Source organism: Kitasatospora sp. NPDC089509, from assembly GCF_044749365.1.
Taxonomy (GTDB): Bacteria; Actinomycetota; Actinomycetes; order Streptomycetales; family Streptomycetaceae; genus Kitasatospora.
In genome coordinates, this window is sequence record NZ_JBIVHS010000007.1 from 233,648 (window position 1) to 258,381 (window position 24,734).

14 protein-coding genes are annotated in these 24,734 nt (G+C 75.5%); 5 read left to right on the forward strand and 9 right to left on the reverse strand.

What is annotated here, in order from left to right:
- Window positions 1-57 precede the first annotated feature (57 nt).
- From ACIP4P_RS17760 to ACIP4P_RS17770, 3 genes are all read right to left on the reverse strand, one after another.
- Complete coding sequence (locus ACIP4P_RS17760) at window positions 58-2,313, reverse strand: hypothetical protein (protein ID WP_400919388.1); 2,256 nt, start codon at window positions 2,311-2,313, stop codon at window positions 58-60.
- Window positions 2,314-2,516: 203 nt separating this feature from the next.
- Window positions 2,517-4,127, reverse strand: a complete 1,611-nt coding sequence (locus ACIP4P_RS17765; protein WP_400919797.1) for a lipase maturation factor family protein — start codon at window positions 4,125-4,127, stop codon at window positions 2,517-2,519.
- Window positions 4,128-4,349: 222 nt separating this feature from the next.
- Window positions 4,350-5,423: a GAF domain-containing protein gene (locus tag ACIP4P_RS17770; RefSeq protein WP_400919390.1), complete on the reverse strand. Its 1,074-nt coding sequence runs from the start codon at window positions 5,421-5,423 to the stop codon at window positions 4,350-4,352.
- Window positions 5,424-5,863: 440 nt separating this feature from the next.
- On the opposite strand from ACIP4P_RS17770, the gene ACIP4P_RS17775 reads away from it, so the two are divergent.
- From ACIP4P_RS17775 to ACIP4P_RS17795, 5 genes are all read left to right on the forward strand, one after another.
- Complete coding sequence (locus ACIP4P_RS17775; protein WP_400919393.1) at window positions 5,864-7,168, forward strand: acyl-CoA dehydrogenase family protein; 1,305 nt, start codon at window positions 5,864-5,866, stop codon at window positions 7,166-7,168.
- A gap of 510 nt (window positions 7,169-7,678) precedes the next feature.
- Complete coding sequence (locus ACIP4P_RS17780) at window positions 7,679-9,820, forward strand: sensor histidine kinase (protein ID WP_400919396.1); 2,142 nt, start codon at window positions 7,679-7,681, stop codon at window positions 9,818-9,820.
- A complete protein-coding gene (locus tag ACIP4P_RS17785) occupies window positions 9,820-10,251 on the forward strand; it encodes a roadblock/LC7 domain-containing protein (protein WP_350514422.1) in 432 nt (143 codons plus the stop codon). Before ACIP4P_RS17780 ends, ACIP4P_RS17785 begins: the two co-directional genes overlap by 1 nt.
- Complete coding sequence (locus tag ACIP4P_RS17790) at window positions 10,248-10,631, forward strand: DUF742 domain-containing protein (RefSeq protein ID WP_400919400.1); 384 nt, start codon at window positions 10,248-10,250, stop codon at window positions 10,629-10,631. The genes ACIP4P_RS17785 and ACIP4P_RS17790 overlap by 4 nt, the downstream gene beginning before the upstream one ends.
- Window positions 10,632-10,719: 88 nt before the next feature.
- Window positions 10,720-11,295, forward strand: coding sequence for a GTP-binding protein (locus ACIP4P_RS17795; protein WP_400919403.1), 576 nt, complete (start codon window positions 10,720-10,722; stop codon window positions 11,293-11,295).
- A 57-nt stretch (window positions 11,296-11,352) separates the two neighbouring features.
- Here ACIP4P_RS17795 and ACIP4P_RS17800 read toward each other — a convergent pair whose 3' ends face one another.
- The 6 genes from ACIP4P_RS17800 to ACIP4P_RS17825 all read right to left on the reverse strand — a co-directional run bounded on the left by ACIP4P_RS17800 (window position 11,353) and on the right by ACIP4P_RS17825 (window position 24,688).
- On the reverse strand, window positions 11,353-11,805 hold the full coding sequence (locus ACIP4P_RS17800) for a MarR family winged helix-turn-helix transcriptional regulator (RefSeq protein ID WP_400919406.1): 453 nt from the start codon (window positions 11,803-11,805) through the stop codon (window positions 11,353-11,355).
- A 134-nt stretch (window positions 11,806-11,939) separates the two neighbouring features.
- A complete protein-coding gene (locus ACIP4P_RS17805; RefSeq protein WP_400919409.1) occupies window positions 11,940-13,967 on the reverse strand; it encodes a hypothetical protein in 2,028 nt (675 codons plus the stop codon).
- Window positions 13,964-17,593, reverse strand: a complete 3,630-nt coding sequence (locus ACIP4P_RS17810; protein WP_400919412.1) for a DUF5682 family protein — start codon at window positions 17,591-17,593, stop codon at window positions 13,964-13,966. The genes ACIP4P_RS17805 and ACIP4P_RS17810 overlap by 4 nt, the downstream gene beginning before the upstream one ends.
- A 2-nt stretch (window positions 17,594-17,595) precedes the next feature.
- A complete protein-coding gene (locus ACIP4P_RS17815) occupies window positions 17,596-18,744 on the reverse strand; it encodes an AAA family ATPase (RefSeq protein WP_400919415.1) in 1,149 nt (382 codons plus the stop codon).
- Window positions 18,741-23,831 carry a hypothetical protein gene (locus ACIP4P_RS17820; RefSeq protein WP_400919418.1) on the reverse strand — a complete coding sequence of 1,697 codons (5,091 nt, stop codon included), beginning with the start codon at window positions 23,829-23,831 and terminating at the stop codon, window positions 18,741-18,743. Before ACIP4P_RS17820 ends, ACIP4P_RS17815 begins: the two co-directional genes overlap by 4 nt.
- On the reverse strand, window positions 23,828-24,688 hold the full coding sequence (locus ACIP4P_RS17825) for a DUF4132 domain-containing protein (protein ID WP_400919421.1): 861 nt from the start codon (window positions 24,686-24,688) through the stop codon (window positions 23,828-23,830). Before ACIP4P_RS17825 ends, ACIP4P_RS17820 begins: the two co-directional genes overlap by 4 nt.
- Window positions 24,689-24,734 lie beyond the last annotated feature (46 nt).

A 24,734-nucleotide genomic window follows, 5' to 3' on the forward strand; every position in this document is an offset into this window, starting at 1 on the left:
CCGGGACGCTCGTGCGTCCCGGGCCCTGAAGGTTTCCGGCGGCGACCCGCCCGGACGTCAGCCGCGCGCGGCGGCGACGGCGGCGCCCAGCGCCTCCTTGATCCGGGGGCCGAGCCGGGCGAAGCCCAACTCCTTCATGGCCGCGCGGAGCAGTTCCTCGTCGGACCGCCCGGTGCCGTCGCCGTCGATCCAGCGGACGACGGCGAGCAGTTCGTCGGCCGAGTAGGCGGTCACGGGGCGGCCGGGGGTGAAGTCCGGCTTCGCGGGACGGTCGGCGGACTCGTCGGCGGACTCCTCGGCGACGGGGACGGCCTCCGGCTGCGGCTCGACGGCGGCCTCGACCTCCACCTCGGCGGTGGGGGCCTCCTCGACGGCCTCCGGCTCGCCGGCGGGCGCCTCGGCCGGGGCCTCCTCAGCAGCCTCCGCCTCGACGACCTCCACCTCGGTGACCTCAGCCTCGACGACCTCCGCCTCGGCGGCCGGAGTCTCAGCCTCGGGCTCCTCGGCCACGACGACCGGGGCCTCCACAACCGCCTCGACCTCAGCGGCGGGGGCTTCGACAACGGCCTCGGGCTCGTCGACCACAACCGCCGGGGTCTCTTCGACGGTCTCCGCCTCGACCACCGACTCCTCGGCCTCGACGACCGGCGCGTCAGCCTCAGCCTCAACCGCAAGGGCCTCGACCTCAGCGGCGGGTTCCTCGACCACGACCGCCGGGGTCTCCTCGACCACCGGCGCCTCAGCCTCGACGGCGGGAGCCTCGACAACGGCCTCGGGCTCCTCGACGGTGTCCGTCTCGGTAACCGGCTCCGCGACCTCGACGACAGCGGCCTCGACCTCGATGGCCTCGACCTCGACCTCGACGGCGGGCTCCTCGGCCTCAACCGTCTCCTCGTCGGTCGCGTCCGCCCGCTCCGTCACCTCGTCCGCAGTCGCGGCCTCGGCCAGGGCGGCGGTCGCAGCGGCCACCAGGTCGTCAGCGGCCGGGGAAGGCGCCGGGAGGGAGACCACGGCGACCGGGGTCTCCTCCGTCACCTCCTCAACCGCGGCCGAATCGGCCCCAGTTGCGACCTCGACCTCGACGACCTCGACCTCGACCTCGGCGTCAACCTCGGCCTTGACCTCAGCATCGGCCTCGGCCTCAACCTCGACGGCCTCCGTGACCGCAGCCGGCGTCTCCTCCGCCAGCCCGTCCCGCTGCCCGCCCGCCAGGGCCTGCCGCGCGGCGGCCTCGGCCTCGGCGTCGCTGCCGGACGTCTCGACCTCGACCTCGACCGCGGCCTCGACCTCGGTGTCGACCTCGGCGACGAGCTCGGGCTCCTCGGAGACCGTCACCTCCGCCGCCGAATCAGCCGCCGAATCCGCCAGCCCGTCCCGCTGCCCGCCCGCGAGCGCCTGGCGCGCCGCGTACGCGGCCTCGGCGGCGCGGCGGTCGGCCTTGGCCGCGGTGAGTTCGGCGAGCAGGTCGGCGAGGCCGGCCTCCTCCAGGGTGGCGCGCAGGCCGCGGATGGTGGGGAGGCGGTAGAGGGTGCCCTCGTCGGCGGCGAGCCGCTCGACCAGGTCGACCAGTTCCGCGAAGGGCAGCCCGTCCAGGTCGTGGTCGGGCAGCATCCGGGCGAGGTCGCGCATGCCGGTGTTGATCGGCTCGAAGGCCTGGGCGGTGCGGTCGACCAGGGCGCCGTCGGCGGGCACGCTCGGGAGGGTGCCCGCGGGGGCGAGGGCGGCCCAGGCGCGGCGCTCGATCTCGGCGGAGGTGAGCGCCTCGTGCAGGTCCTCGCGGCGGACCTTGCGGTCGTGGGCGAGGGCGGTGGCCTGCTTGCGCAGCGAGCGGCCGCGCAGCCAGGAGAGCTTGACGCCGTTCTCGCGGCGCCAGGTGCTGTCGGCGGTCGCGGCGGCGAGGGCGGTCAGGTCGGCGTCGTAGGCGGCGGTGCTCAGGGTGGCGGCGGTGCGGCGCACCCGCTGGAGCATCTCGACCAGCAGCGCGGTCTTGGCGACGGTGTCGGGCTCGTCGAGCTTGACCTCGGCGGCCAGCGCGGTGACGGCCTCCCAGGTCTGCTGGAGGTCGCGGCCGCGCAGTTCGGCGAGCGCGGTGGAGGCGGCGCGGGCGTCCTCGGGGGTGGCCACGGTGTCGACGGCGGCGTACCAGGCGTGGGTGTCGGCGCTGAGCGTGAAGGCCCCGAGTTCGGCGTAACGGCCGAGGTCTTCGCGGAGGTCGGGCTCCGCAGCGGCGTCCTGGGGGTCCTTGACGTCTGCGGCGTCGGCGACGTCCGCCGAGTCGGCTGCGTCGGCGTTGCGCGAGTGAAGCACTGTCATGTGAGGTCCGGTTCTGGGCGACGACGGCGGGGCTGACGGCGAGGGGGCGGCGGACCGGGTGCGCGGGGCCCCTGGGGCGGGACCGGGGGGCGCGCGGTCGGGCCGCCGGTTGTGGAGGCCCAGAATACGGGTGCCCGTTCGAGCCTTGCACGCACCCACCGCCGGACGGGCCGGTGTCGTGTGCCATGACGCCCGCCTGGCCGCTACTCGGGAGGGCCACCCGGGTGTCCCCGCGCTGGTCCGGACGGGTGGCCGGGGTGCTCCGTCCGGGGCGGGCGCGGTCGGCGCAGCCCGTCCAGCGGCACGGTGCGGGTGCCCCGGGCGGGGCCCGGCCCGCCGGGAACGGGCCCGGTGGTGGCGCGGCGGCCCGGTGGCGGGCGGTGGCCGGCCCGGCCGAGGGCGGGCAGGTCGACCGGCGCGAGGTACTCGTGGAGCGCCGTGCGCTGCCACCACGCGCCGGTTTCCCGCAGTTCGCGCCATCCGGTGAACCGGTAGAGGTAGAGGGTCGCCCGGACGTGGGTCGGCGGGGCGTCGGGGAAGGGGTTGTGGCGCAGCAGCCGCAGGGTCGCCCGGTCGCCGCTCAGCAGGCGGGCGACGAACGGCAGGAACCACGGGCGGGCGTAGCCGGGCGAGATGCCGGCGAACCACATCAGCCAGTCCAGCCGCAGGTGGTAGGGGGCGTACTGACGCGGGAGGCGGCGCACGTCGCCGGGTTTGCCCTTGAACCCGTACTCGCGCCAGACGGTGTGCGGGGTGAGGACGGCCTCGTCGGTGCCCTCGACCACGACCTCCTGGCGGAGGCGGTTGACGCTGCCGAAGGCACCGTAGGTGTTGACGAGGTGGAGCCGGTTGAAGGAGCGGTTCATCACCTGGCCCGGGGAGAGCAGGTTGCGCACCGGCCAGTAGCTGAGCACCAGGACGGCGGCGGTCACGGCGGCGACCACCGCCTGGTACCAGACGGGGGCGTCGGGGTGGCCGCCGGCGTGGCCGGGCAGGCCGAGGCGGGCCGGTTCGACGGCGGCGAGGGCGAGGACGACGGTCAGCCAGTTGAGCCAGGCGAAGTTGCCGGAGGCGATCAGCCACAGCTGGGTGGCGACCACCGCGCAGGCCGCGTAGCTCGCGATCGGCTGCGGGAGCAACAGGCCGATCGGGACGAGGAGTTGGACGACGTGGTTGGCCGCGACCTCGACCCGGTGCAGCGGGTCGGGCAGGTGGTGGAAGAACCAGCTGAGCGGTCCGGGCATGGGCTGGGTCTCGTGGTGGTAGCGCAGACAGGTCAGATCGCGCCAGCAGCTGTCGCCGCGCAGTTTGATCAGTCCGGCGCCGAACTCGACCCGGAAGACCAGCCAGCGGATCAGCCAGAGGACGGGGGTGGGCGGCGCGGTGTCGGCGTTGCCGAGGAACGCGACGAGCGAACCGGCTTCGAGCAGCAGCGACTCCCACCCGAAGGAGTACCAGGTCTGCCCGACGTTGACGATGGAGAGGTAGAGGCCCCAGAGCACCGCCCACAGCAGGATCGACGCCCAGAGCGGGACGGCGTCGCCGAGTCCGGCCGCGACGGCGGCGGCCAGCGCGGCGCCGCTCCAGGCGACGGCGGCGAAGAAGCGGTCGCTGTAGTGGAGGTGGAAGAGCCCCGGTGCCCGGCGGAACGGGACGCGGGCGGTGAAGTGTGGCACCGGCAGCATGCCGTCGGTGCCGATGAGCGCGCGGAACTGCGCGGCGGCGTTCAGGAATCCGATCAGGTAGAGGCCGGCGAGCAGGCGCTGGACGAGCAGGCGGCTCAACCAGTAGTCGGGGGCGGCGAACCAGTCCATCCAGTCCATGCGGCCCATGCCTACCACCGGTGGCCCGTCGGCGGGCCCGGCCGGACATCGGGCCGCGGACGGTTCACCCGCTCGCCCCCGGAACGACAGCGTGGCGGGGAGCCTCTCCTCGGGGGTGAGAGGCGCCCCGCCACGGTGGTGGGCGGTACGGGTGATGCTGCGGGCGGGCGTGCCCGCGGGCCGTGCTGCCGCGCACGAGCGGCGGTCGGCCGCTCAGTTCGGCAGGACGGGTCCGGCCCCGCCGGCGATGCCCGGCCGGCCGGCCCCGGGGGTGGCGGCGCTCTGCTGGAGCCGGTCGACCAGCAGCGCGGCCAGGGTGCCGAGTTCCTCCTCGGTGCGGGTCTGGGCCGTGACGTCCATGCCGACGGTGAGGACGCCGTTGACCTGACCGGTGCGGGCGCCCCGCAGCGGGGTGCAGGTGAAGCTGAAGACCTGGGCGCGCTGTGCGTCGGGGCCGCCGGACTGGATCCGGGCGTTGTTGAGGACGGTGACGCGACCGGTGTGGTACGCCTCCGTGACGGCCTGCTGGAGGCCGGCCGCGCCGAGCTGGGGGTAGGCCGCACCGATCGCGCCGTACGCCACCGGGACGCCGAAGGTCTCGGCGTGCTGGGCGTTGGCGTAACGGATCTCCTGGCCGGGGCAGTCGGTGAGCAGGATGGGGAACGGGGAGCCGTCGAAGGCCGCGAACATCTCCTGCTGCTGGGCGAGCAGGTTGTCGCGCAGCCGGATCTCGGAGAGCAGCGCCTCGGCGAGGTGCTGGATGTCGCGCAGTCGCTCGCGCCCCCACTGCCGGGGTTCCCGGTCGAGGACGCAGACGGTGCCGATGACGGTGTTGGTGTCGTCGACGAGCGGGGCGCCGAGGTAGGCCCGGACGCCGAGTTCGTCCACGACCGGGTTACCGGCGAACCGGGGGTAGGCGAGGATGTCGTCCAGGGCGAGGGGTGAACGCTGGGCGACCACGTGCGGGCAGAAACCGTGGCTGAGCGGCATCTCCCGGGTGGGGAGGTCGAAGGCGATGCCGCGGTCGGCCCAGGAGGCGCCGTCGTCGGTGGCGAGATCGGACGAGTTTGGCGGAATGTAGAGCCCCCGGAACATCTGGCGCTCGTCGTTGATGAAGTTGACCATCGCGATGGGAGCCCGCGTGATACTGGCTGCCAGGTGAGCGAAGCGGTCGAAGGCCTCGTCCGCGGTGGCTTCGTTGAGACCCAGGCCGCGCAGCCTGCGGGTCCGCTCGGATTCCCCGGCAGGACCCGGGAACTGGCCTTGAGTGCTCATCACATCAGTCATGGCGCACATGTAATCAGACATTCGAGAGCCACGGTGGAACCGGGACTGGGCCGCCCCCCTTGCTGATGAACAGTCAAAGCAGCATGTGAGCGACCCACTACAGGTCGGCAGAGCGGGGGAAGCACACTCCCCACCCGACGCGGTGACAAAACCCGTCACCAGTACGCCACTGGATGAACGGGCCGAATCCCGCCAATCCAAGATCCACTAGCTGTGCACCCGGTGTGCACATATGACAATGAGCCCTGCCGAAGACACGGACGGTAGTTCCTGTGCCCCATGGGAGAACCGGTCCTCATGTCCGCATGCACCGATGGCTCTCGAAGCGATCGGCACCGCCACCCCTCCACACCCCCACCCGAGCTCCCTGGGGGAGCGGCCGGAGCGGCATCTACGGCGCGAACGGAGGCACGACGCCCACCGGAACGAGAGGACCAGACATGGCGATGGACTACTTCACCGACGAGCGGCACGAGAGCCTCCGGGCGGAGGTCCGTGCGTTCGCGGAGAAGGAGGTACGTCCTCAGGTGGCCCGGATGGAGGCCGACCGGGAGATCGAGTTCGGACTCTCGCGGGAGATCGCCCGCCGCGGCTGGATCGGCGTCACGATCCCGCGCGAGTTCGGCGGCCTGGGCCTGGGACACCTCGCCAAGACCATCATCGTGGAGGAACTGGCCCGGGTCAGCGGCGCGATGGGCGCCGTGGCCCAGGCCTCGCAGCTCGGCGTCGCCAAGGTCATCCACTTCGGCTCGGACGTCCAACGGCGCAAGTGGCTGCCCAAGTTCGCGTCCGGCGAGGCCCTGCCGACGATCGCGGTCACCGAGCCGGAGTCCGGCGGCCATGTGCTCGGCATGGCCGGCACCGCCCGCCGCGAGGGCAACGAGTACGTGCTCAACGGCCGCAAGGTGTTCGTCGGCAACTCGCACATCGGCGACGTCCACGGCGTGGTGTTCCGCACCGGCACCGGCAGCAGGGGGCTCTCCGCCTTCCTGGTCGAGAGCGACCGGCCCGGCTTCCGCACCGGTACCGCCGGCACCCAGGGCGGCCTGCACGGCTTCAGCTTCGGCGAGCTCGTCTTCGAGAACTGCCGCATCCCCGCCGGCAACCGGCTCGCCGAGGAGGGGCAGGGCCTCGACGTCGCCTACTCCTCCTCCACCCTGTACGGCCGGCTGAACCTGGGCGCGGTGGCGCTCGGGATCCACACCGCCGTGGTGGAGGACACCGTGCGCTACGCCGAGGAACGGGTGCTCTACGGCCAGCCGATCAACCAGCTCAACAGCATCGCGCTGAAGCTCGGCGAGATGCAGTCCCGGCTGATGACGGCCAAGTTGACCGCGTACCACGCCTCCCACCTGCTGGACCACGGCAGGACCTGCGACGCCGAGCTGATGAACGCCAAGCTCATCAACACCGAGTACGCGATGGACTCGGCGCGCCAGGCGATGGAGATCTTCGCCGCGCGCGGCACCCAGGAGGAGCACCAGGTCTTCCGCTACCTGCGGGACGCCACCCACATCTTCGCCCCGGCCGGCACCTCGGACGTGCAGAAGCTGCGGCTCGGGCAGGTGGCGGCGGGCACGTACGGCAAGCAGTGGTCGGCCGAGCTGTCCGACCTGACGAGCTGGGCGTGGACCGAGCTCAACCAGCTGGAGGACGAGGCGCCGTCGATGCAGGAGCAGATCGGGCGGCGCGGCCGGGCCATCCGGGCCGGCGGCCGGGTGGTGCCGCTCGCCGCGGCGGGCTGATCCGGGGGCGGGCCACGCCGGGGCGGGTCCATCGGGGCGGGCGGATCAGGGCAGGCCGATCGGGGCAGACCGATCGGCGGCGGGCTGCGCCGGGAGTGGTCGCTGTTCAGGACGGTGGCGAACCTTCGGCACAACCACCGTTTGACCTGTTCCTGACGGTTCTTCGGGAGACCCGCCCGGTCTCCCGGGGAGCCGCTCCGCCCGCACGACGCCCGCACGACGACCGCACTGAGCTGCGGCATTCCGTCGGCGAACACTCCGACCGAAACCGGTCGGCCCCGCCAGCAACCGTTCACATATCGTCAGTTGATGTTGCGACGAGGGCACCCGGGACTGATAGGTTTCCTGCCGTCGGCGGCCGCACTGCACCCCGCCCGGACGGTGACACCACGTCACCCCGTCCGGCGACCCCGGCCTCGGCGCCCTGAAGCCCGACCGGGCCGCTCGGGTCGAACCCGCCGTCCGGCCCCGAGACCCGGCCTGCAACTCGGCCCTGCAACAAGGAATCAGATGCCAGGCATATCGGCCCCCCGCACGGGGCACCGCGCCGGCCGGTCCGGCTCCCTCCGCAGCTCGCTGCTCGCCCTCGTGCTGGTCCCCTGTCTGGGCCTCGCCGCCGCCTGGGGATACGCCGCCTACCTGCTGCGCGGCACCGCCGACCGCACCGCGCTGCTGGCCGGAACCGCCGTCGTCGCCCTGGTGCTGCTGGTCAGCCTGGTCCGCGGCATCCGGGCAGCCCGGTCCCTCTCCGCCCGGCTGGCCGAACTGCGCACTGACACCCTCGCACTCGCCCAGCAGGAGATCCCCGAGGTCGTCGGGCGCCTGCGGACCGGCGAACCGGTGCCCGCCCCGCCCACCTGGGCGCCGTCCCGGCGGGTCGGCGACGAGGTCCAGCAGACCTCCGACGGGCTGGCCGCCGTCCGGCAGGCCGCCGTCGCCGCCATCGTCCACCAGGCCCAGGGCCGCGAGGGGACGAAGAAGGTCTTCCTCAACATCGCCCGCCGCACCCAGATCCTGATCCACCGGCAGATCAGCATGCTCGACGCGCTGGAGCGCGAGCACGAGGAACCCGAGCTGCTGCGCGAGCTGTTCGCGGTCGACCACCTGGCCACCCGGATGCGGCGCAACGCCGAGAACCTGGTCATCCTCGGCGGTGCGCTGCCCGCCCGGCGCTGGCGCAACGCGGTGCCGATGGTCAACGTGCTGCGCAGCGCCGTCTCCGAGACCGAGAACTACGCCCGGGTCGTCGTCCAGGGCGTGCCGCGCACCTCGCTCAGCGGGCAGGCCGTCGCCGACGTGATCCACCTGGTCGCCGAGCTGATCGAGAACGGCACCACCTTCTCCCCGCCGTACACCCAGGTGCAGGTCTCCGCGCAGGAGGTCCCCAAGGGTCTGGCGGTCGAGGTGGAGGACCGCGGCCTCGGCATGACCGAGGAGGAGTACGAGCGGCTCAACGAGTACCTGGCCAACCCGCCCGAGCTGGACGTCTCCGCGCTCGGCGACGACCTGCGGCTCGGCCTGTTCGTCGTCGCGCGGCTGGCCGCCCGGCACGACATCCAGGTCACTCTGCGGCCCTCCCCGTACGGCGGCACCCGGGCCGTGGTGCTGGTGCCCGCGACGCTGCTGGAGCAGGCGGAGCGGCCGGCCACGGTGCCCGGACTGCCGTCCGGCGCGCGCGTCACCCGGACCCCGGTGCCCGAACCGCGCTCCGCGAACGGCGACTTCGGTGACCTCGGCGCGGCCGACGAGGAGCTGTCGGGGGCGCTCGCGGGGGTGCTCAGCGGACTGCTCGGGAGTGCGCCCGCCGCGCCCGGTGCTGCCGGGGATCCTGCTGCGGGCGGTGCCGGTGACCCGGAGGGCCCTGCGGCCGGTGCGGCCGGTGCGCCTGATCCGGCCGGTGCGACCGGTTGGGCCGGTGCTGCTGGTGCTGCTGGTGCGGCTGGTGCGGTGCACGGCGGGATCGTCGTCGGCGAGCTGATCGAGCGACAGGACGGTGCGGGTGGCCCGGCCGTCCCGGACCACGGCGGACTGCCGGTCGGCGCCTCGATCCCCGGACTGCCCGGTGCCGTGGTGGTCCCCCGGCCGGCGATGCCGCGCCCGTACGACCTGCCGGCCGATCCGATGGACCCGATCGGTCCGACCGATCTGATCGATCCGGCGGGCCAGGCCGGTCCGTCGGCCGGGCTCGCCGCCGAGCGGCTCGCCGGCGGGGCCGGTGACCTGGCCGCCGACCTCCGGTCGGACGTCACCCCCAGCCACGAACGCCCGCGGGAGGACCACGTGGAGCACGGCCCGGACGGTGAACTGCGCACCCCGCGGATCCTGCCGCAGCGGGTCCGCAACGCCAGCCTCGCCGAACAGCTCCGCGAGGCCAACGCACCCGGCGGCACGGTGCCGCCGGTGGCGTCCCTCTCCGCACCGGCCGCCGCGTCGACCTCCGCGCCCACCGGTCCGCGCCACGGCGAGGCCGACGACCCCTCGCCGGCCCGGTCCCGCGCCACCATGGCCGCCATCCAGCGCGGCACCCGGACTGCCCGCGAGGCCGGTACCGAGCCGAACCCGCCCGCCACCGCCCCCCACCCGGCCGCGAGCTCCGCCGCCGGGGAAGCCGCGGAAGCCTCCGCCGTTCAGGAACCCAAGGAACAGCAGTGATGACGCAGCACACCGACACCCAGCGCGACCTCAACTGGCTGCTGGACCAGCTGGTGGCGCGGGTACCCGAGACCCGGCACGCCATCGTCCTCTCCGAGGACGGCCTGCTGGTCGGCACCTCCCAGGGCCTCGACCGGGCCGACGCCGAGCACCTGTCCGCCGTCGCCTCCGGCCTGCAGAGCCTGGCCCGCGGCGCCGGGCACCGCTTCAACGGCGGACGGGTCCGGCAGACCGTGGTCGAGATGGACCAGCTGTTCCTGTTCGTCACCACCGCCGGGCAGGGCGCCCGGCTGGCCGTCCTCACCAGCGAGCAGGTGGACGCCGGGCTGATGGCCTACGAGATCAACATGCTGGTCAAGCAGGTCGGCCAGTACCTCACCGCGGCGCCGCGCAGCGACGCGGGCCAAGGCGGCGCGGGTGGCGGTGCGTGACCACCGACGACGCCGACGAGGGCTGGTTCTACGACAAGGAGGCCGGCCATCTGGTCCGCCCCTACGCGATCACCAACGGGCGCACCGGCCCGGTCCGTGACGGCTTCGCGCTGATCACCCTGGTGGTCACCGCCGACCCGCGCGCCGACACCAGCCGGTTGACCCCCGAGCCGGCCGCGATCCTCGACATGTGCCGCGAACGCCCGCTGGCCGTGGCCGAGATCGCGGCCAGCATGGACCTGCCGGTGAGCGTGGTCAAGGTGCTGCTGGACGACCTGGCGGAGGCCCGGCTGATCCTCACCCGGGCCCCGGTCCAGCTCGCCGAGGCCCCGGACATCTCACTGATCCAGGCCGTGATCGAGGGCGTCCGACGGCTCTGACCGGCCGGTCGCCCCGCCCGCCGACGCGCCCACCGCCCCGCCCGCCGCCCCGCCTCGAAACTCACAGTTCCCTTCCAGGAGACCCGAATTGACGACCAAGAGCCTGGTGCCGGGCGCGGTCAAGATCCTCGTCGCCGGCGGCTTCGGCGTCGGGAAGACCACCATGGTCGGCTCGGTCAGCGAGATCGAACCGCTGCAGACCGAGGAGCGGATGACCCGCGCCAGCATCGGGGTCGACAGCCTTGAGGGTGTCCAGGGCAAGTCCACCACCACGGTGGCGATGGACTTCGGTCGGATCACCGTCCACGAGGACCTGGTGCTCTACCTCTTCGGTACGCCCGGGCAGTTCCGGTTCTGGTTCATGTGGGACGACCTCGCCCTCGGCGCGCTCGGCGCGATCGTCCTCGCCGACACCCGGCGGCTCGAATCCAGCTTCGCCGCCGTGGACTTCTTCGAGCAGCGCGGCATCCCGTTCGCCATCGGCGTCAACTGCTTCCACGGCCGCCGCGACGCCACCCCGGAGGACGTCCGACGCGCCCTCGACCTCGGGCCCGAGGTGCCGGTGGTGCTGTGCGACGTCCGGGAGCGGGCGTCCAGCAAGGAGCTGCTGCTCGCCCTGCTCGACCGGGTGCACCGGGACGCACTGGCCGTCGCCCGGCGGTGAGGCCGCCGGGCCGGGCCGGGCAGGTCGGCCGCTCGCCCGGCCCTGCCCGGCTCGCTGTTACGCCTTGGCCGGGGTGAGTTCCGCGAGCGCGTCGACCAGCGGGGCCAGCTCGGGGAGCTCGGCGGCCTGCGTCAGGGTCGCCTCCAGGGTCGCGTCGTGCACCGGCCGGGCGGCCTCCAGCAGGGCGCGCCCCTCCGGCGTCAGCTCGGTGTAGATGCCGCGTCGGTCGTCCGCGCAGAGGTAGCGGCTGAGCAGGCCCCGGTCCTCCAGGCGGCTCACCAGCCGGGTGGTCGCGCTGCTGCTCAGCGCCGCCGCCCGGGACAGCTGCTGCATCCGCATGTGCCAGCCGTCCTGGCGGGAGAGCGCCTCCAGCACCGTGTACTCGACCACCGAGAGCTTGTGCTCCGCCTGGAGCGCCTTCTCCAGCGCGGTGTCGATCAGCCCGTGCAGCGCGGCAAGCGTCCGCCAGCCACTGGCCCGGACCTCAGCCGCATCGTCGCGGATGCCCATGGCTCGCCTTCCCTTCACGTCCTGTGCTGTCTACTGCTGCTTCCTCCCACAAGTATGCCAGTCGGCGCGGATTATCGGTCTCTGCAAATATTTCGACTCGGGGAGCGGCCGATGCCTCGGCTCACGGCCCGGCTTCACGACGTGGCCGGGTGGGGTACCTCCTCGTCCTCCCAGGCGGCGGAGCAGAGCGCGACGGCCAGTGCCTCGGTGTAGTCGGCGGCGGCTAGCCAGGCGGTGGCGAAGGCGTCGTGGTCGTCCTGGACGATCCGGCCGAACACGTCGCGCGCCCGGTTCGCCCCGGCCGCCCGCAGACCGTCCAGCAGGTCGGCTGCCGTGACCAGACCTGCGGCGCGCAGCAGGCCCCGGTCGGCCGCCGCCGTGGCCGGGCTCGGGGCGAGGGCGGACCGGCCGGTGGTGACCGTCTGCTCCACCCGTCGGCCCAGCACGTGCACGGGCGGGCCGACGGGCGGCGCGACGGGGAGCGGCTGCGGTGCAGGCCCGGCCGACCGCTCAGCGGGCTGGAGGTCGGCGGTCTGGAGGCGCTCCAGACCGAGGTTGATCCGGCCGGCCCGGTCGGCCGGGAGGACCAGGCAGTGGGACTCCCCACGATCCGCGTCGGGGGCGGGGGCGGACGTGGAGTCGTCCGGGGGTGTGCCGATCGCGAGCACCCGAAGCTCCGGGCGGTCGGCCCGCTCCAGCCGGCCGATCAACCGCAACCGCAGGCCGGGGGCCGTGGCGAGCAGCGCGAGATTGGCCCGGAAGGCCAGGTCGGGATGCTCGTGCCCCGGGCGCAGCACGATCACCGGCTCGCTCCCGCCGGTACGGGTACGGGCACGGCCCAGCAGCTGGAGCGCCCCGCCGCGGCCGCTCGGGGCCGCCCCCAGCAGGGTGACGTCCAGGAACAGCAGGTCGCTCCCCGCCGGGCGGCTCTCGTACGGCAGCTCCTGCGCCGCGAGCGCCCGCGCCACCTGGGCGGCGGGCGGCTCGGACCAGAGGCGGGCCACCGGCTCCGCCGTCCAGTCCGCCCCGGCCGCGCGGACCGCCCGGACCGAGGCACCCGCCCCCAGCCGACCGGTGACCGACCTGGTCGCCCCCTGGACGGCCAGCCCGGCACGGCTGAACTCGCGGTGGCTGAGCGCCGCGTCACCCAGCCGCACCGTCCGGTTGCCCGCCCCGACGGCCAGCGGGGCGGCAGCCGCCGCATCACCGTGCGGCAGCACCTCGGCGACCGTGCTCAGCCGCCCGCCGGTGTCCACCGCCCAACTGACCGCGCCGGCGTGGGTGGCGGTCAGCACCGGCTCGGCGAACAGCCCGTACAGCCGTAGGCCGCCCTCCTCGGCGTAGCTCTGGCGGGCGGTGCCGCGCAGCACGCCGAGCGGGGCGGGGGTGGACACCGGGTCGGAGGCGGCGGCGAGGGCGGGCGCGGGGCCGGTCAGGGCGGTGGTGAGGCCGAGCAGGTCGCGCAGAACGGCGACCAGGTCCGCCAGCCGGTGGTCGGGCGCACCGGAGCGGGCCGCCCGGATCCTGGTCACCACGGCGACCGCCGCCGCGGCCGGTCGGTAGAGTCCCGCCACCCGGGCCCGGTGGGCGGCGCGCAGCAGTTCGGCCTGGGACACGGCGCCCGCCCCGCTCACCCCGGCGGCCAGCAGCGCGCAGGCGGCCCGGTGGAGGTGGCGGGCGGCGGCGAGTTCGGCCGGGGTCAGGGTGGCGGGCTCGGGCGGCTCGGTGGCCGTCGGTTCGTCGCCCCCGGGCCCGGTCGGGACGGAGGCCGTCGGTAGGGAAGCCCCCGCTGCGGTCTCCGTCGGTGCTGGCTCCGTCGGTACCGAAGCCGCCGCTGCGGGCTCCGTCGGCTCCGGGGCCTCGGCCAGCGGGCAGAGGGTGACGGCGGCGGCGCGGTGCACGCAGGCCGGGGCCAGCAGGCAGCCGCACCGGACGTCGTCCGGACCGACGACCACCCCGCCGGGGGCGTGCAGGACGAGCGACGCCTCCTCGTCGACCGGCACCCGCCACTCGTCGCCGGACCGGCTCACCGGCCGCTGCGCCAGCTTCGCCACCGCGGCGTCCAGCCGCTTCTGCAGGCGGGCGCTCAGCCCGGACACCACCTCGGCGACCACCTCGGGCCGGACGCCCGGCCAGTCGTTCTCACGCGTCGTCGCGCTCATCGCACCTTCTCCCCCACCCAGCGGGCCAGTTCCCATGGACTCAGTGCCGCCACCGGCATGCCGGCCGCGACGAGCCGGCCCGCGACCGCCTTCGAGTACCGGGCCGTCCCGGTGTCGTCCAGCGCCGCGCAGCCGAGCAGGTGCACGCCGGAGTCCACCAGCGCCCGGGTCTCGGCGAGCAGTCCGTTCACCGGGCCGCCCTCCTCGAAGTCGCTGACCACCGCGATCAGCGTCCGCGACGGCACCGTCACCAACCCGCGCGCGTAGCGCAGCCCGGTCGCGATGCTGGTGCCGCCGCCGACCCGCACCTCCAGCAGCAGGCTCAGCGGATCCGCCACCCGCTCCGTCAGGTCGAGCACCTCGGTGGAGAAGGCGACGAAGTGGGTGGTCAGCGAGGGCACCCCGACCAGGATCGAGGCGGTGAGCGCCGCCCAGACCGTGGACGCCTCCATCGACCCGGACACGTCCACCACCAGGATCAGCCGCCAGTCGTTGGCCTGCCGCGCCCTGGTCCGGAACACCGGACGCTCCGGCACGATCACGGTGCCCTCGCCGTCCGGTCCGGGACGGGCGGTGGCCAGGTTGGCCCGGATGGTCCGGTGCAGGTCCAGCCCGCCGCCCGGGCGCCGGGACGGGCGCGGGACGCTGATCCCGGTCAGCGCCGGGCGCAGCCTGGTCGCCAGCTCCCGGCTCAACTCGTCCACCAGTCTCCGCACCAGCGGACGCAGCCCGGCCACCCTGGCCTCCGGCAGACCGCCCGCGTGGTCCAGCACCGCGCGCAGCAGCTCGACGGACGGGCGGACGGCGGACGGGTCGATCGCCTCCAGGACGTCCGTCCGGCCCTGGGCGACCGCGGCGGCCAGGACCTCCTCCCGCACCCCGGGGCCGAACAGCGCCTCCAACTCCTCGGCCCACTCGCGCACCCCCGGGAACGGCGTCTCCCGGCCGCCGCCCCGCCCGCCCCGGCCGGCCCTGTCGTCCAGGCCCGGGCCGGAGCCCTCGCCGTGCCCGCGGCCGTACAACTCGTCGAGGGCGGTGGCGAGTCGGGCACCGCGGCCGGTCAGGCCGCCCGTCCCCGGGCGGCCGAGCAGCAGCCGCCAGCGCTCGGCGGGAGCGAGGGCGTGGCCGGCGGGCGAGGACTGCCCGGCGGGCACCGGGGCAGGCCCCGGGACGGGCTCCGGGACGGGCCCCGGCTCGCCCGGTCCGGCCGGTCCGGCCTCGGGAGGCAGCAGGCCCCGACCGGCCAGCACCCGACGGGCCGCCAGGTCCGCGCGCACCCACCGGGCCACCAGCGCGGGGTCGGTCTGCTCCGGCAGCGCGGCCAGCCGCGAGCCGAGGCGCTCCTCGACCAGGGACAGCAGGCGGTCGCGGGCGGCCGGGCTGAGCGTGTCGAAGCCGCCGCGCAGCGCGGGCAGTCGGTCCAGGAACGCGGCGTCCGACAGCGAACCGACCCGTTCCAGCAGCGGTTCGAGCGCCTCGGGCGCACTGTCGAACAGGCCCTCCGCGGCCGTCAGCACCCCGACCAGCAACCGGCCGAGCACCTGCCGTGCCCGTACGTCCGTCGCCCCGTCCACCCAGGACGCGGCCCGCCCGCCGAAGGACTCGGCCGGCTCCTGCCCGAGCAGCACCCGGACCGCACCGGCCGCACCCCGCACCAACGGGCTTCCCCGCTCGGCGAGTTCACCCAGCACATGGCCCAGGCGCACCCCGCCCGACCGGTCCGCCCGTCGCGCCAGCTCCACCAGCGCCCGCGCGTCCCCGGGATCGTCCGACCCGCCCAGTCCCTCCACCTGCCGCACGGCGGCCGCCGTCAGCACCTCCACGGCCCCCTCGAACGGGGTGGGCCGGTCCGCGGGGACGGACTCGGCGTCGACCGGTGGCAGGGCCGGATCCGTGGTCGGGAAGTGGCCGGCGGTGAGCCGGTCGAGGAGGGCGAGGCCGTCCAGCAGGTCGGGGAGGGTGGCGCCGGCGGGAAGGGTGGCGGTGAGTTGGCCGAGGCGGGTGGTGGTGAGGGCGGGGAGGGCGCAGGCGGCGGCGTCGGCGAGGCCGTCGATGACCTCGCGCGGAGTGGGGTCGTCGGTGAGGTGGGCGCGGAGGAAGCCCTCGGCGGCCTGGGCCGGGGTGACCCCGCGGGTGCCGGCGACGGTGAGGAGGGCGGCGACCGTCGGGGTCCAGTGGGGGCGCCAGCGGGTGCCGAGGGTTTCGGTCCCGCCCGGCCCGGTGGTGGGGACGGGATCGGCGTAGGGGACGCCGCAGGCGGTGAGGCGGTGGAAGAGGATCTCGCGGCGGCGGTCCAGGGGGCTGCGCAGCGGGTCGAGCCGCAGTTCGCGCGGGCCGGGGTCGGCGGGGCCGGGGAGGCCGAGTTCCGCGAGGAGGCTCTCCACGGCGGGGGCGAGACCGCTGCGCGGGGCGGCGGGGGTCGGGCGCCCGGTGCGGGTGCCGACCAGGACCTGTTCGAGGGCGCGGGCGACGGCCCGGCCGCGGCCGAGGGGTTCGCCCTGGGCGAGGACGGTCTGGACGGCCTCGACGAGTTCGCCGCGGCCGGGGGCGGCGTGGCCGCGCAGGCGGGCGAGGTCGCCGGCCAGCCGGACGATCTCGCGGGCGTCGGCCGGGCCGGAGGGGTGGTCCTGGGTGCGCAGCGCGGCGCAGATCCGGACGGCGGTGGTGGTGAGGGCCTCGGCGAGGTGCTGCGGGTCGCCCCCGGCGTCGAGGACGGTGTGCTGCCACTCCGGGTCGCGGATGCCCGCGGGGTAGCCGGAGCGGGCGTCGAGCAGCGGGTAGGTGTACGGGATCAGGGAGAGCACGTGGCCGGGGTCGTCCGGGCCGGGCGGCTGCTCGGGGGCCGTCGGCCCGTCGAGCAGGGCGGGGGCGTGGAAGGCGCCGACCACGACGGCGGTCCGGCGCCCGTCGGCGGAGGCCGCCTGGATGCGGGCCCGCATCCAGGCTTCGCGGCGCAGGTCGTACGGGTCGACGCCGGGGCCGGTCTCCGCGTCGTGGCGCAGCCCCCAGCCGACCAGCAGGGCGGCGCGCCGGACGGCCTCCGGTGTGGAACCGGGGGCGGCGGTCTCGACCAGGCGGTCCCACAGGTCCTCGTCGGAGGCGCGGCCGGTGAGGCGGTGGCGCAGCGCGTCGGCGACGCCGGGGGTTGCCGGGCCGTCGCGGTGGGCGGCGGAGCTGTGGCCGGTGCTGCGGTGGGCGAGCGGGAGGTCGCAGGCGATGGCCTCGACGCCGTTGCGCCGGGCCCAGCGCAGGGCGACGAGTTCCGGGGAGAAGTCCGCGAACGGGTAGAAGGCGAGCCCGCCGGAGCCGTCGGAGGGTCCGGACGGGGCGGCGGCGAGGGCCACCGGGGCCTCGGTCGCCTCGTCGGCGAGCAGGTCGAGCCAGGGCTGGAACTCGGCCGGCAGTTCGACCAGGACGACCTCGGGCCGGGCGGTGTCGAGCAGCGCGGGCAGGACCGCGCTGAGGGAGGGCGCGTGGTGGCGCACGCCGATCAGGTAGGGCCCGGGCCGGTCGGTGCCGGAGCCGGCCAGCCGGTCCGTCTCGGCACGGACGTCGGGGTCGGTACCGGGGCTGGTACCGGGGCCGGGGACGGGGCCGACCCCGGGCTGCACCGCGCTGCTCGTCATCGTCAGGCCTCCAGCGCCGAGCGGAGGTCCCACAGGGTGCGCCAGGTGGCGGCGCCCTGCTCGGCGCGACGGCGGACCGGGCCGTCCCAGTAGCCGAGCAGCCGGGCGGCGTCCGCCGGGTCGTCCTTGCGGACGACGCCGAGGAGCTGGCCGGGCAGGCGGCCGAGGAGGTCGCCGCCGTCGGGCAGGTAGGCCGCGGTGACACCGAGTGCGGTGGCGACCGAGACGGCCTCGGCGGTGCTCATCACGGTCGACGGGCGTTCGACCTCCCAGCCCTCGGTGGAGCGGCCGGTGCGCAGGTCGCGGAAGGCGGTGACCAGGGCCTCCAGGACGGCGTCGTCGACGGCGTAGCCGGCCCCGGCCCGGGCGACGGCGGTGGTGGACTGCCGACGGACCAGCTCGACCTCGGCGGCGAGGCTGCCGATCGGGCCGACCGTCTCGAAGTTGAACCGCCGCTTGAGGGCGGCGGACATCTCGCTGACGCCCTTGTCCCGCAGGTTGGCGGTGGCGATCAGGGTGAAGCCGGCCGCGGCGTGCAGCTGGGCGTCCGGAGTACCGGCCAACTCCGGTACGGCGATGCGCCGTTCGGAGAGCAGCGAGACCAGGGCGTCCTGCACCTCGGGCAGGCAGCGGGTCACCTCCTCGACCCGGGCGACCGCCCCGGTGGTCATCGCGGTGAGCACCGGGGAGGGGACGAGGGCTTCCCGGCTGGGGCCCTTGGCGAGCAGCAGGGCGTAGTTCCAGCCGTACTTGAGCTGGTCCTCGGTGGTGCCGGCGGTGCCCTGGACGGTGAGCGCGCTGGTGCCGCAGACGGCGGCGGCGAGCAGTTCGGAGAGCATCGACTTGGCCGTGCCGGGCTCGCCGACCAGCAGCAGGCCGCGCTCCCCGGCGAGGGTGACGACGCAGCGCTCCACCAGGGCGCGTTCACCGACGAACTTGGGCTCGATGACGAGGCCGCGGCGCCCGGCCTTGAGCTTCTCGCCGTCGCTGCCCATCACGAAGGTGACGACGGCGCGCGGGGTGAGGTGCCAGCCGGGCGGGCGCGGGCCGCTGTCGTGGGCGGCGAGGAACTCCAGCTCGGCGGCGTACTTCTCCTCGGGCGGGACGATCTGCCGGACGGGGGTCTCGGGGACGGTGACGGTGGTGCTCATCGGCGGGCCTTCCTGCGCTTGCTGGTCTGGAGCTCTTCGTAGCCGGGGGCGTCGCCGTCGAGCGTGCGCTGCCAGGCGCGGGCGAACAGTTCGGGGACGGGCAGGTGCGACAGCACCGGCCGGTGGGTGGGCAGGTGGTACAGGGCGGCCTTCCAGGTCTCCACCGGGAGGGCGGGGGCCTTGGCCTCCTGCCAGCCGCCGGGCAGGAAGAGGCTGCGGCCGGCCCGGGCCCGCTTGGCCTCCAGCACCAGGCCGGCGGCGGCGAGTTCGGCACGGGCCCGCTTGAGCCGGGCGGGCTTCCAGCCCGTCCAGCGGGCGGCGTTGCGGTCGGTCGGGTCGGGCAGGGCGAGCAGTTGGAGGTAGAGCGTGGCGGCGTCCTCGCCCAGGCCGTGGGCGCGGGCCGCTTCGGCGACCAGTGCGGGGACGCTGAGCTGTGGGTTCTGCAACCAGAGCGGGCCGTCGGCGGTTCCGGCTGACGGCAGGTCGACCGAGGAGGCCAAGCGCTCCGCTTCGCCGTTCAGAACGGCGCGTACGGCGGTCAGTTCGACGCCCGTCCAGTAGCCGTCGCCGAGGCCGAGGAGCAGCTCGACCAGCGGGTCGTCGGGGCCGGTGAGGCCGGCCGGGCGCAGCCAGAGCTGTTCGAGTTCGGCGTGGTAGGGGCTGAGGACGATGGCCGGACCGCAGCGGACCAGGCCGTCCGGGTCGGCGCCGCCCTCGGCGGGCAGCCCGAAGTGACCGCGCAGCACGGCGGAGACGGCGCCGCCCTTGGTGGTGCGGACCGGGCCGAGGCTGATCAGCAGCTCCGGGTCGGCGAGCCGGGCGCGCAGCGCGGCGGCGCTCTCGGACAGCGGCGGGCGCAGCGGACTGTCGGCGGGCAGGTGGTAGGCGAGCCAGCGCAGGGCGTCGATCGTGCCGGCGACGTCTCCGTTGCCGGGCGCGGCCGTCGCGTCCTGGGGCTCCAGTTGGGGCGTGCTCCGGCCTTCGGTGATCAGCCGGTAGGTGGTGGTGCGGGTGAGCCACGGCGTGCGGCTGGGGTTGAGCACCGCCTCGATCCGGCCGACGGGCACGCCCTGGACGCCGGGCAGCAGTTCCTCGGGGAGGGTGACGAGCCGTCCGAAGTGCCGGAGCCAGGCGGCGGCGCCGGCCGCGAGGTCGGGCCCCTCCGTCCACAGGCGCTTCGGGTCGTCGGTGGGCACCAGGGCGCCCCAGACGTCGGCGAGCGCGTTCTGGTCGTGCCCGCGCAGCCAGGCGTGGGCGGCCTTGACCTCGGCGGCCTTGAGGCCGTGTTCGGCCGGCACCTCGACGTTGCCCCAGTGCAGGAGGCCGGGCGGCGGGCAGAGCAGCAGGGTGGCCCGGGCGGTGCCGATGCCGGTGAGTTCGGCGAACGCGGCGGCGAGCGCGGGCTGCCAGGGGACGCTGCCGCGCAGGGCGGCGACCCGCCAGAACTTGGCGGCCCAGGCGGCGCTGACCCGCTCCTCGGTGCTGCGCTCGGTGACGGTGGTGAAGTGGGCGACCGGACCGAACTCACCGCTCGGGTCGTGGTCGACGGCGAGCCAGTGCACCGTCCCGTCCTGGCGCTGGTAGCGGTGGCCGAGGATCACCACGGTGCGGTCGCCGTGCCGCAGCACCTCGCCCTGGCGGAAGTCCGTCGGCCGCACGCCGCCCTTGGCGCGCTCGTCGGTCTCGGCGAGGAGGACCGCGCGCAGGGTGGCGCCGCGGTCGGCGAGCGGGCCCTTGGTGAGTTCGCCGAGCAGCAGCACCAGCGAGGAGCGGTGTGCCGCCGGGGTGAGCGGGTTGGCGATGGCGTGCGCGAGGACGTCCACCCGGCCGAGCAGGTGCAGCCAGCCCTGGTTGGCGTCGCCGCCCCGGAGGGCGACGGTGGCCGGGGTGGTCCAGCCCTCGCCGTCGGCGGCGGGCGGGGCGGCGAGCACGGCGCTGACCGCGCGCAGGTTGTTGAGCGTCCAGTGGCGCTCGGCGGTGCCCCAGGAGTTGCCGAAGCCGGTCGTCTCGGGCAGGACGGCGCAGACGGCGTCGCGCAGTTCGTGGTCGCGGCCGTGCTGGGGCCGCCATTCGGCGGCCTCGGCCTTGCTCGGCCGGTCGGCCTCCGGCTGCGGGACGAACCGGGCGACCCGGTCGAGCAGGTCGGCGGCGGCGCGGGCGAACCCGGCGACACCGGCGAGCAGCAGCGGGTGCCCGATCCCGGGCAGGGCGGCGCCGACCGCCTCGACCGGCAGGCTGTTGCGGGCCTCGCCACGTTGGGCGAGCGGGCGCCGGACGCCCTGGACGGTGAGCCAGCGCTGCTCGTCCGCCGGGACGGGCTCGGCGTCCTCGGGCCAGGCGAGGTCGATCAGCCGGGCGGCCTGTTCGGTGGTCAGGGCGCGCAGCACCCGGGAGCCGGCCTCGTCACGGGGCCGCAGGGCGTGCCAGTGGTCGAACGGCGGGATCAACGCGGTGCCGGCGGCGGAGAGTTCGCCGGCGCGGCAGGAGCGCAGGTCGGCGGTGCGGTCGGAGCGGTCCGCGAGGTCGGGCAGGCCGAGGTCGAGGAACTCGCCGCTGCGGCTGACCACCGGGCCCGGTGCGCCGGGCAGGGCGAGCCGGCCGACCGGGAGGACGTGGGTGTCGTCGCTCCCGTGCATCGGCAGGACGAGGCGCTGTCCGTCGGCGGTGAAGGTGGTGACGGCGCGCCCGGGCTCGCGGCGGATCCAGCTGCCGAGTACGGTGCCGTCGGTGCCGAGGGGGGTGCCCTCCAGGCCGGGCTGCATCGGCAGCAGCCGGGCGCTGTCCGCGACCAGCCGGCCGGCCGAGGCGGTGGCGGCGATCAGGGGCGGCTCGGCGGCCCGGCCCAGGGTGCCGGTGGCCGGGTCGAGTTCGCGCAGGACGGGGGTGCCGTCCTGGGCGTGGCGCACCGTCCAGTACCCGGTGCCGTCGCCGAGGACGGGGTGCTCCTCGGGCAGCCGGGTGTCGCCGGGGTGCAGCGGGCGGGCGCCGGTGGTGCGGCCGCCGCCGGGCAGCGGGAGCGAGGTGTCGTCCGGGTGGTGGTCTCCGTAGTGGTAGCCGGCGATGGTGCGGCCGGCCAGTTCGAAGACCTGGTCCGGTCGGCCGGACCAGTAGGCCTTCTGCTGGTTGCCCTCGTACCAGACGACCAGGAGCTCGCCGTCGACCAGGCGCAGCCGGACCCGGTTGCGCACGCCCGACAGCGGGGGCACCCGCAGGGTGTGCTCCAGCAGGACGCCCTCCGGGCCGACCACCAGGGCGCGGTTGTGCCGGAGGAGGACGAGGTACGGCCAGGCGTCCTCGACGACCAGGCCGTTCAGGCCCTGGCGGCGGTGGCCGGGGGCGGTGACCGGGAGGGCGTCGGGGGCGGGCGGGTCGGCGAGCTCGGTGAGCGCCTCCTCCAGGGCGGGCCAGCCGAGTTCGTCCAGGATGCCGGCGCCGAGGGCGCGGGCGAGCAGTCCGGTGACGTCGAGCGCGGCGATCCGCTCGGCGACGGCCGGGGCGACCGTGCGGATGGCGGTGCGGTGCAGGGTGAGCGAGCGGACCAGGTCGGCGGCGCCGGCCAGGCCGCGGATCGCGTCGAGGTCCGCGGCGCGCTCCTCGGCCCACTCCCGGAACAGCTCGTTCAGCAGCGGCAGGACGGCGGCCTGCTGCTGGACGGCCGTCTCCCAGGCGGCCGGGGCGGACCGGCGCAGCAGCGGCCGGAAGCGGTCGTCGGCGGCGACGGCCGCGAGGGTGGCGCTGTCGGGGCCGCTCTGCCCGATCCAGCCGCGCAGGTCGAGGCCCAGGCCGGCCGGCGGGTCGGCGACCGGGACGCCCGCGGCGAGCAGGACGTCCAGCAGGTCGAGCCGGGCGTGACCGGCCCGGATGCCGGTGAACAGGTCGACCGGGACGGCGTCGGCGCGCAGCCGCTCGACCATCCGGCCGACCAGGGCGACGGAGGCGGGGCAGCCGGGCCGGTTGCCCCAGCCGCGGCCGAGGTGGTGGCACCAGCGCTGGAGCCAGGCGGCGGCCGGCTCGGCGCCCTCGGCGGGCGGGCCGGTGAGCAGGTCCTCGGCGCCGGTGGCGGCGAGCACCTCCAGCCAGACGGCGTCGTGCCGGGCGGAGTCGGCGGCGGAGGAGGCCGGGTCGGGCAGCAGCTCCAGCAGCCGGGCGCGGACCTCTGCGTCGCCGCGGCCCAGCTCGATCAGCGTGCCGTGCCAGGACTTCCAGAACGCGGCGGGCGCCCGGTTGACCGCCGGGGAGGCCAACAGCTCGGCGAGCAGGGCGCGTTCGTGCTCGGCGCGGTCGAGCCCGGCGGCCTTGACGAGGGCGCGGGCGTCCTCGGCGACCCCGGCGTACGGGGCCATGCCGGCCGCGGAGCGCTCGGTGCACAGCTGGCGGAAGCGCTGCCACGCGGTCTGCGGGTCGAGCCGCCCGGCGAGCTCCTTGACGTACTGGCGCAGGGACTTGACGGTGAGCGCGCCGGCCAGTGCGAACTCCAGGAAGACGGCGCGCAGCCGCTCCTCGTCCACCGGCAGGGTGTGGGTGCGTTCGGCCTCGCGGGCCTTGCCGAACCAGGCGGCGGCGTAGGTCTGGTTGCCGTGGGCGAGGAAGATCCGGCCGACCTCCTCGCAGAAGGTGGGCAGGAAGTGCGGGACGGCGCGGCCGAGCCGGGTGGCGAGTTCGTCGAAGCCGTCCTTGGCGGCGCCGGGCTTGGACTTGGCCTGGCGGGCCAGCCGCTCCAACTCCTTGACCAGGGCGAGCGCGTGGTGCCCGTTGGCGGGGTCGTGGACCAGCGCCCAGGCGGGGAAGCCGAGCGCCTCCTGGCGGACCTGGCCGACCTCGGCGGGCTCGGCGTCGGGGGTGAGACCGAGGAACTCGACGGCGAGGTCCTCGGCCCGGCCGAGCGCGCCGGGGACCAGCCGGACGATCCGGCGGCCGTCGAGCGCGGGGTGGGTGTAGCCGCGGGCGGTCAGCACGTCGGCGGGGCTGTCGGGGCGGCCGGCGCCGGACAGGGTGCCGGCCGGCAGCACGGCGCCGGCGTCGAGCAACGCCTCGGGTGCGGCGGGGCCGTGGCCCGCGATGGTCGTGGTGGTCGGGCTGGTGGTCATGCGGCGTCGTCCTCCCCTTCGATCGTGCGGCCCGCGTACAGGGCGGCGGCCATCCTCATGCCCTCGGACCAGGCGACCGGTCCGACCTCGGCGAGCGGCAGGGCCCGGCCGTCCGGGCCGGCCCAGCTCAGCGCGCCCGTCTCGCAGGCGTCGTACTCGTAGTAGTCGCCGACCCAGACCCGGGCCTCGACCGTGCGGCCGCCCTCGGTGATCGGCTGCACGGCCGAGCCGCCGCGGACCCGGCAGCCGAGCCGGGTGCAGCGGCCGATCAGCTCGCGCAGTTCGCGGTAGCGGCCGCCCGCGTACGCGGTGACCTCGGTGCCGGCCGACGGCTCCTCGGGCCGGTGCCAGACCTCGCGGTAGAGCTGCTGGACGCGCTGGGAGACGCCGAGCTCGACGGCGAACTCGCGCAGCTCGTCGAGGTCCGGGAGCAGCACCGGGTGGGGTATCAGCACCTCGCCGTCGGTGAGGCGCACCGTGTCGCCGTCCAGGTCGACCAGGCCGAGGCCGCGCTCGGCGTCCGCGTCGCGCAGGAAGCCGGCGACGGCGCCGTCCGGGCCGGTGACCACGACGTCCCGCAGGACGGACCGCCAGGCCTCGTCCGGCCAGACGGCGGCGAGCACGGCGGCGGGCACCGGCAGCGAGCGCACCATCCAGCGCTCGACGTCCTCCTGGCAGCGCCGCTCGTGCGCGGCGAGCCATTCGGCGAGCTGCTTGAGCTGGGTGACCACCGGGTCGTCACCGAGCTTCGACGGAAGGGACTTGAGTTCGCGGCCCGCCGCGTTGCGGCACACCACCCTGCCTTCTCCGTCGAGCGCGACGCGGTACCCTCCCGCGCCCGTCTCCACCCATGCCACGGCCGTACTCCTCCCACCGGGGAACATCGTTCCGATCAGCCTGTTG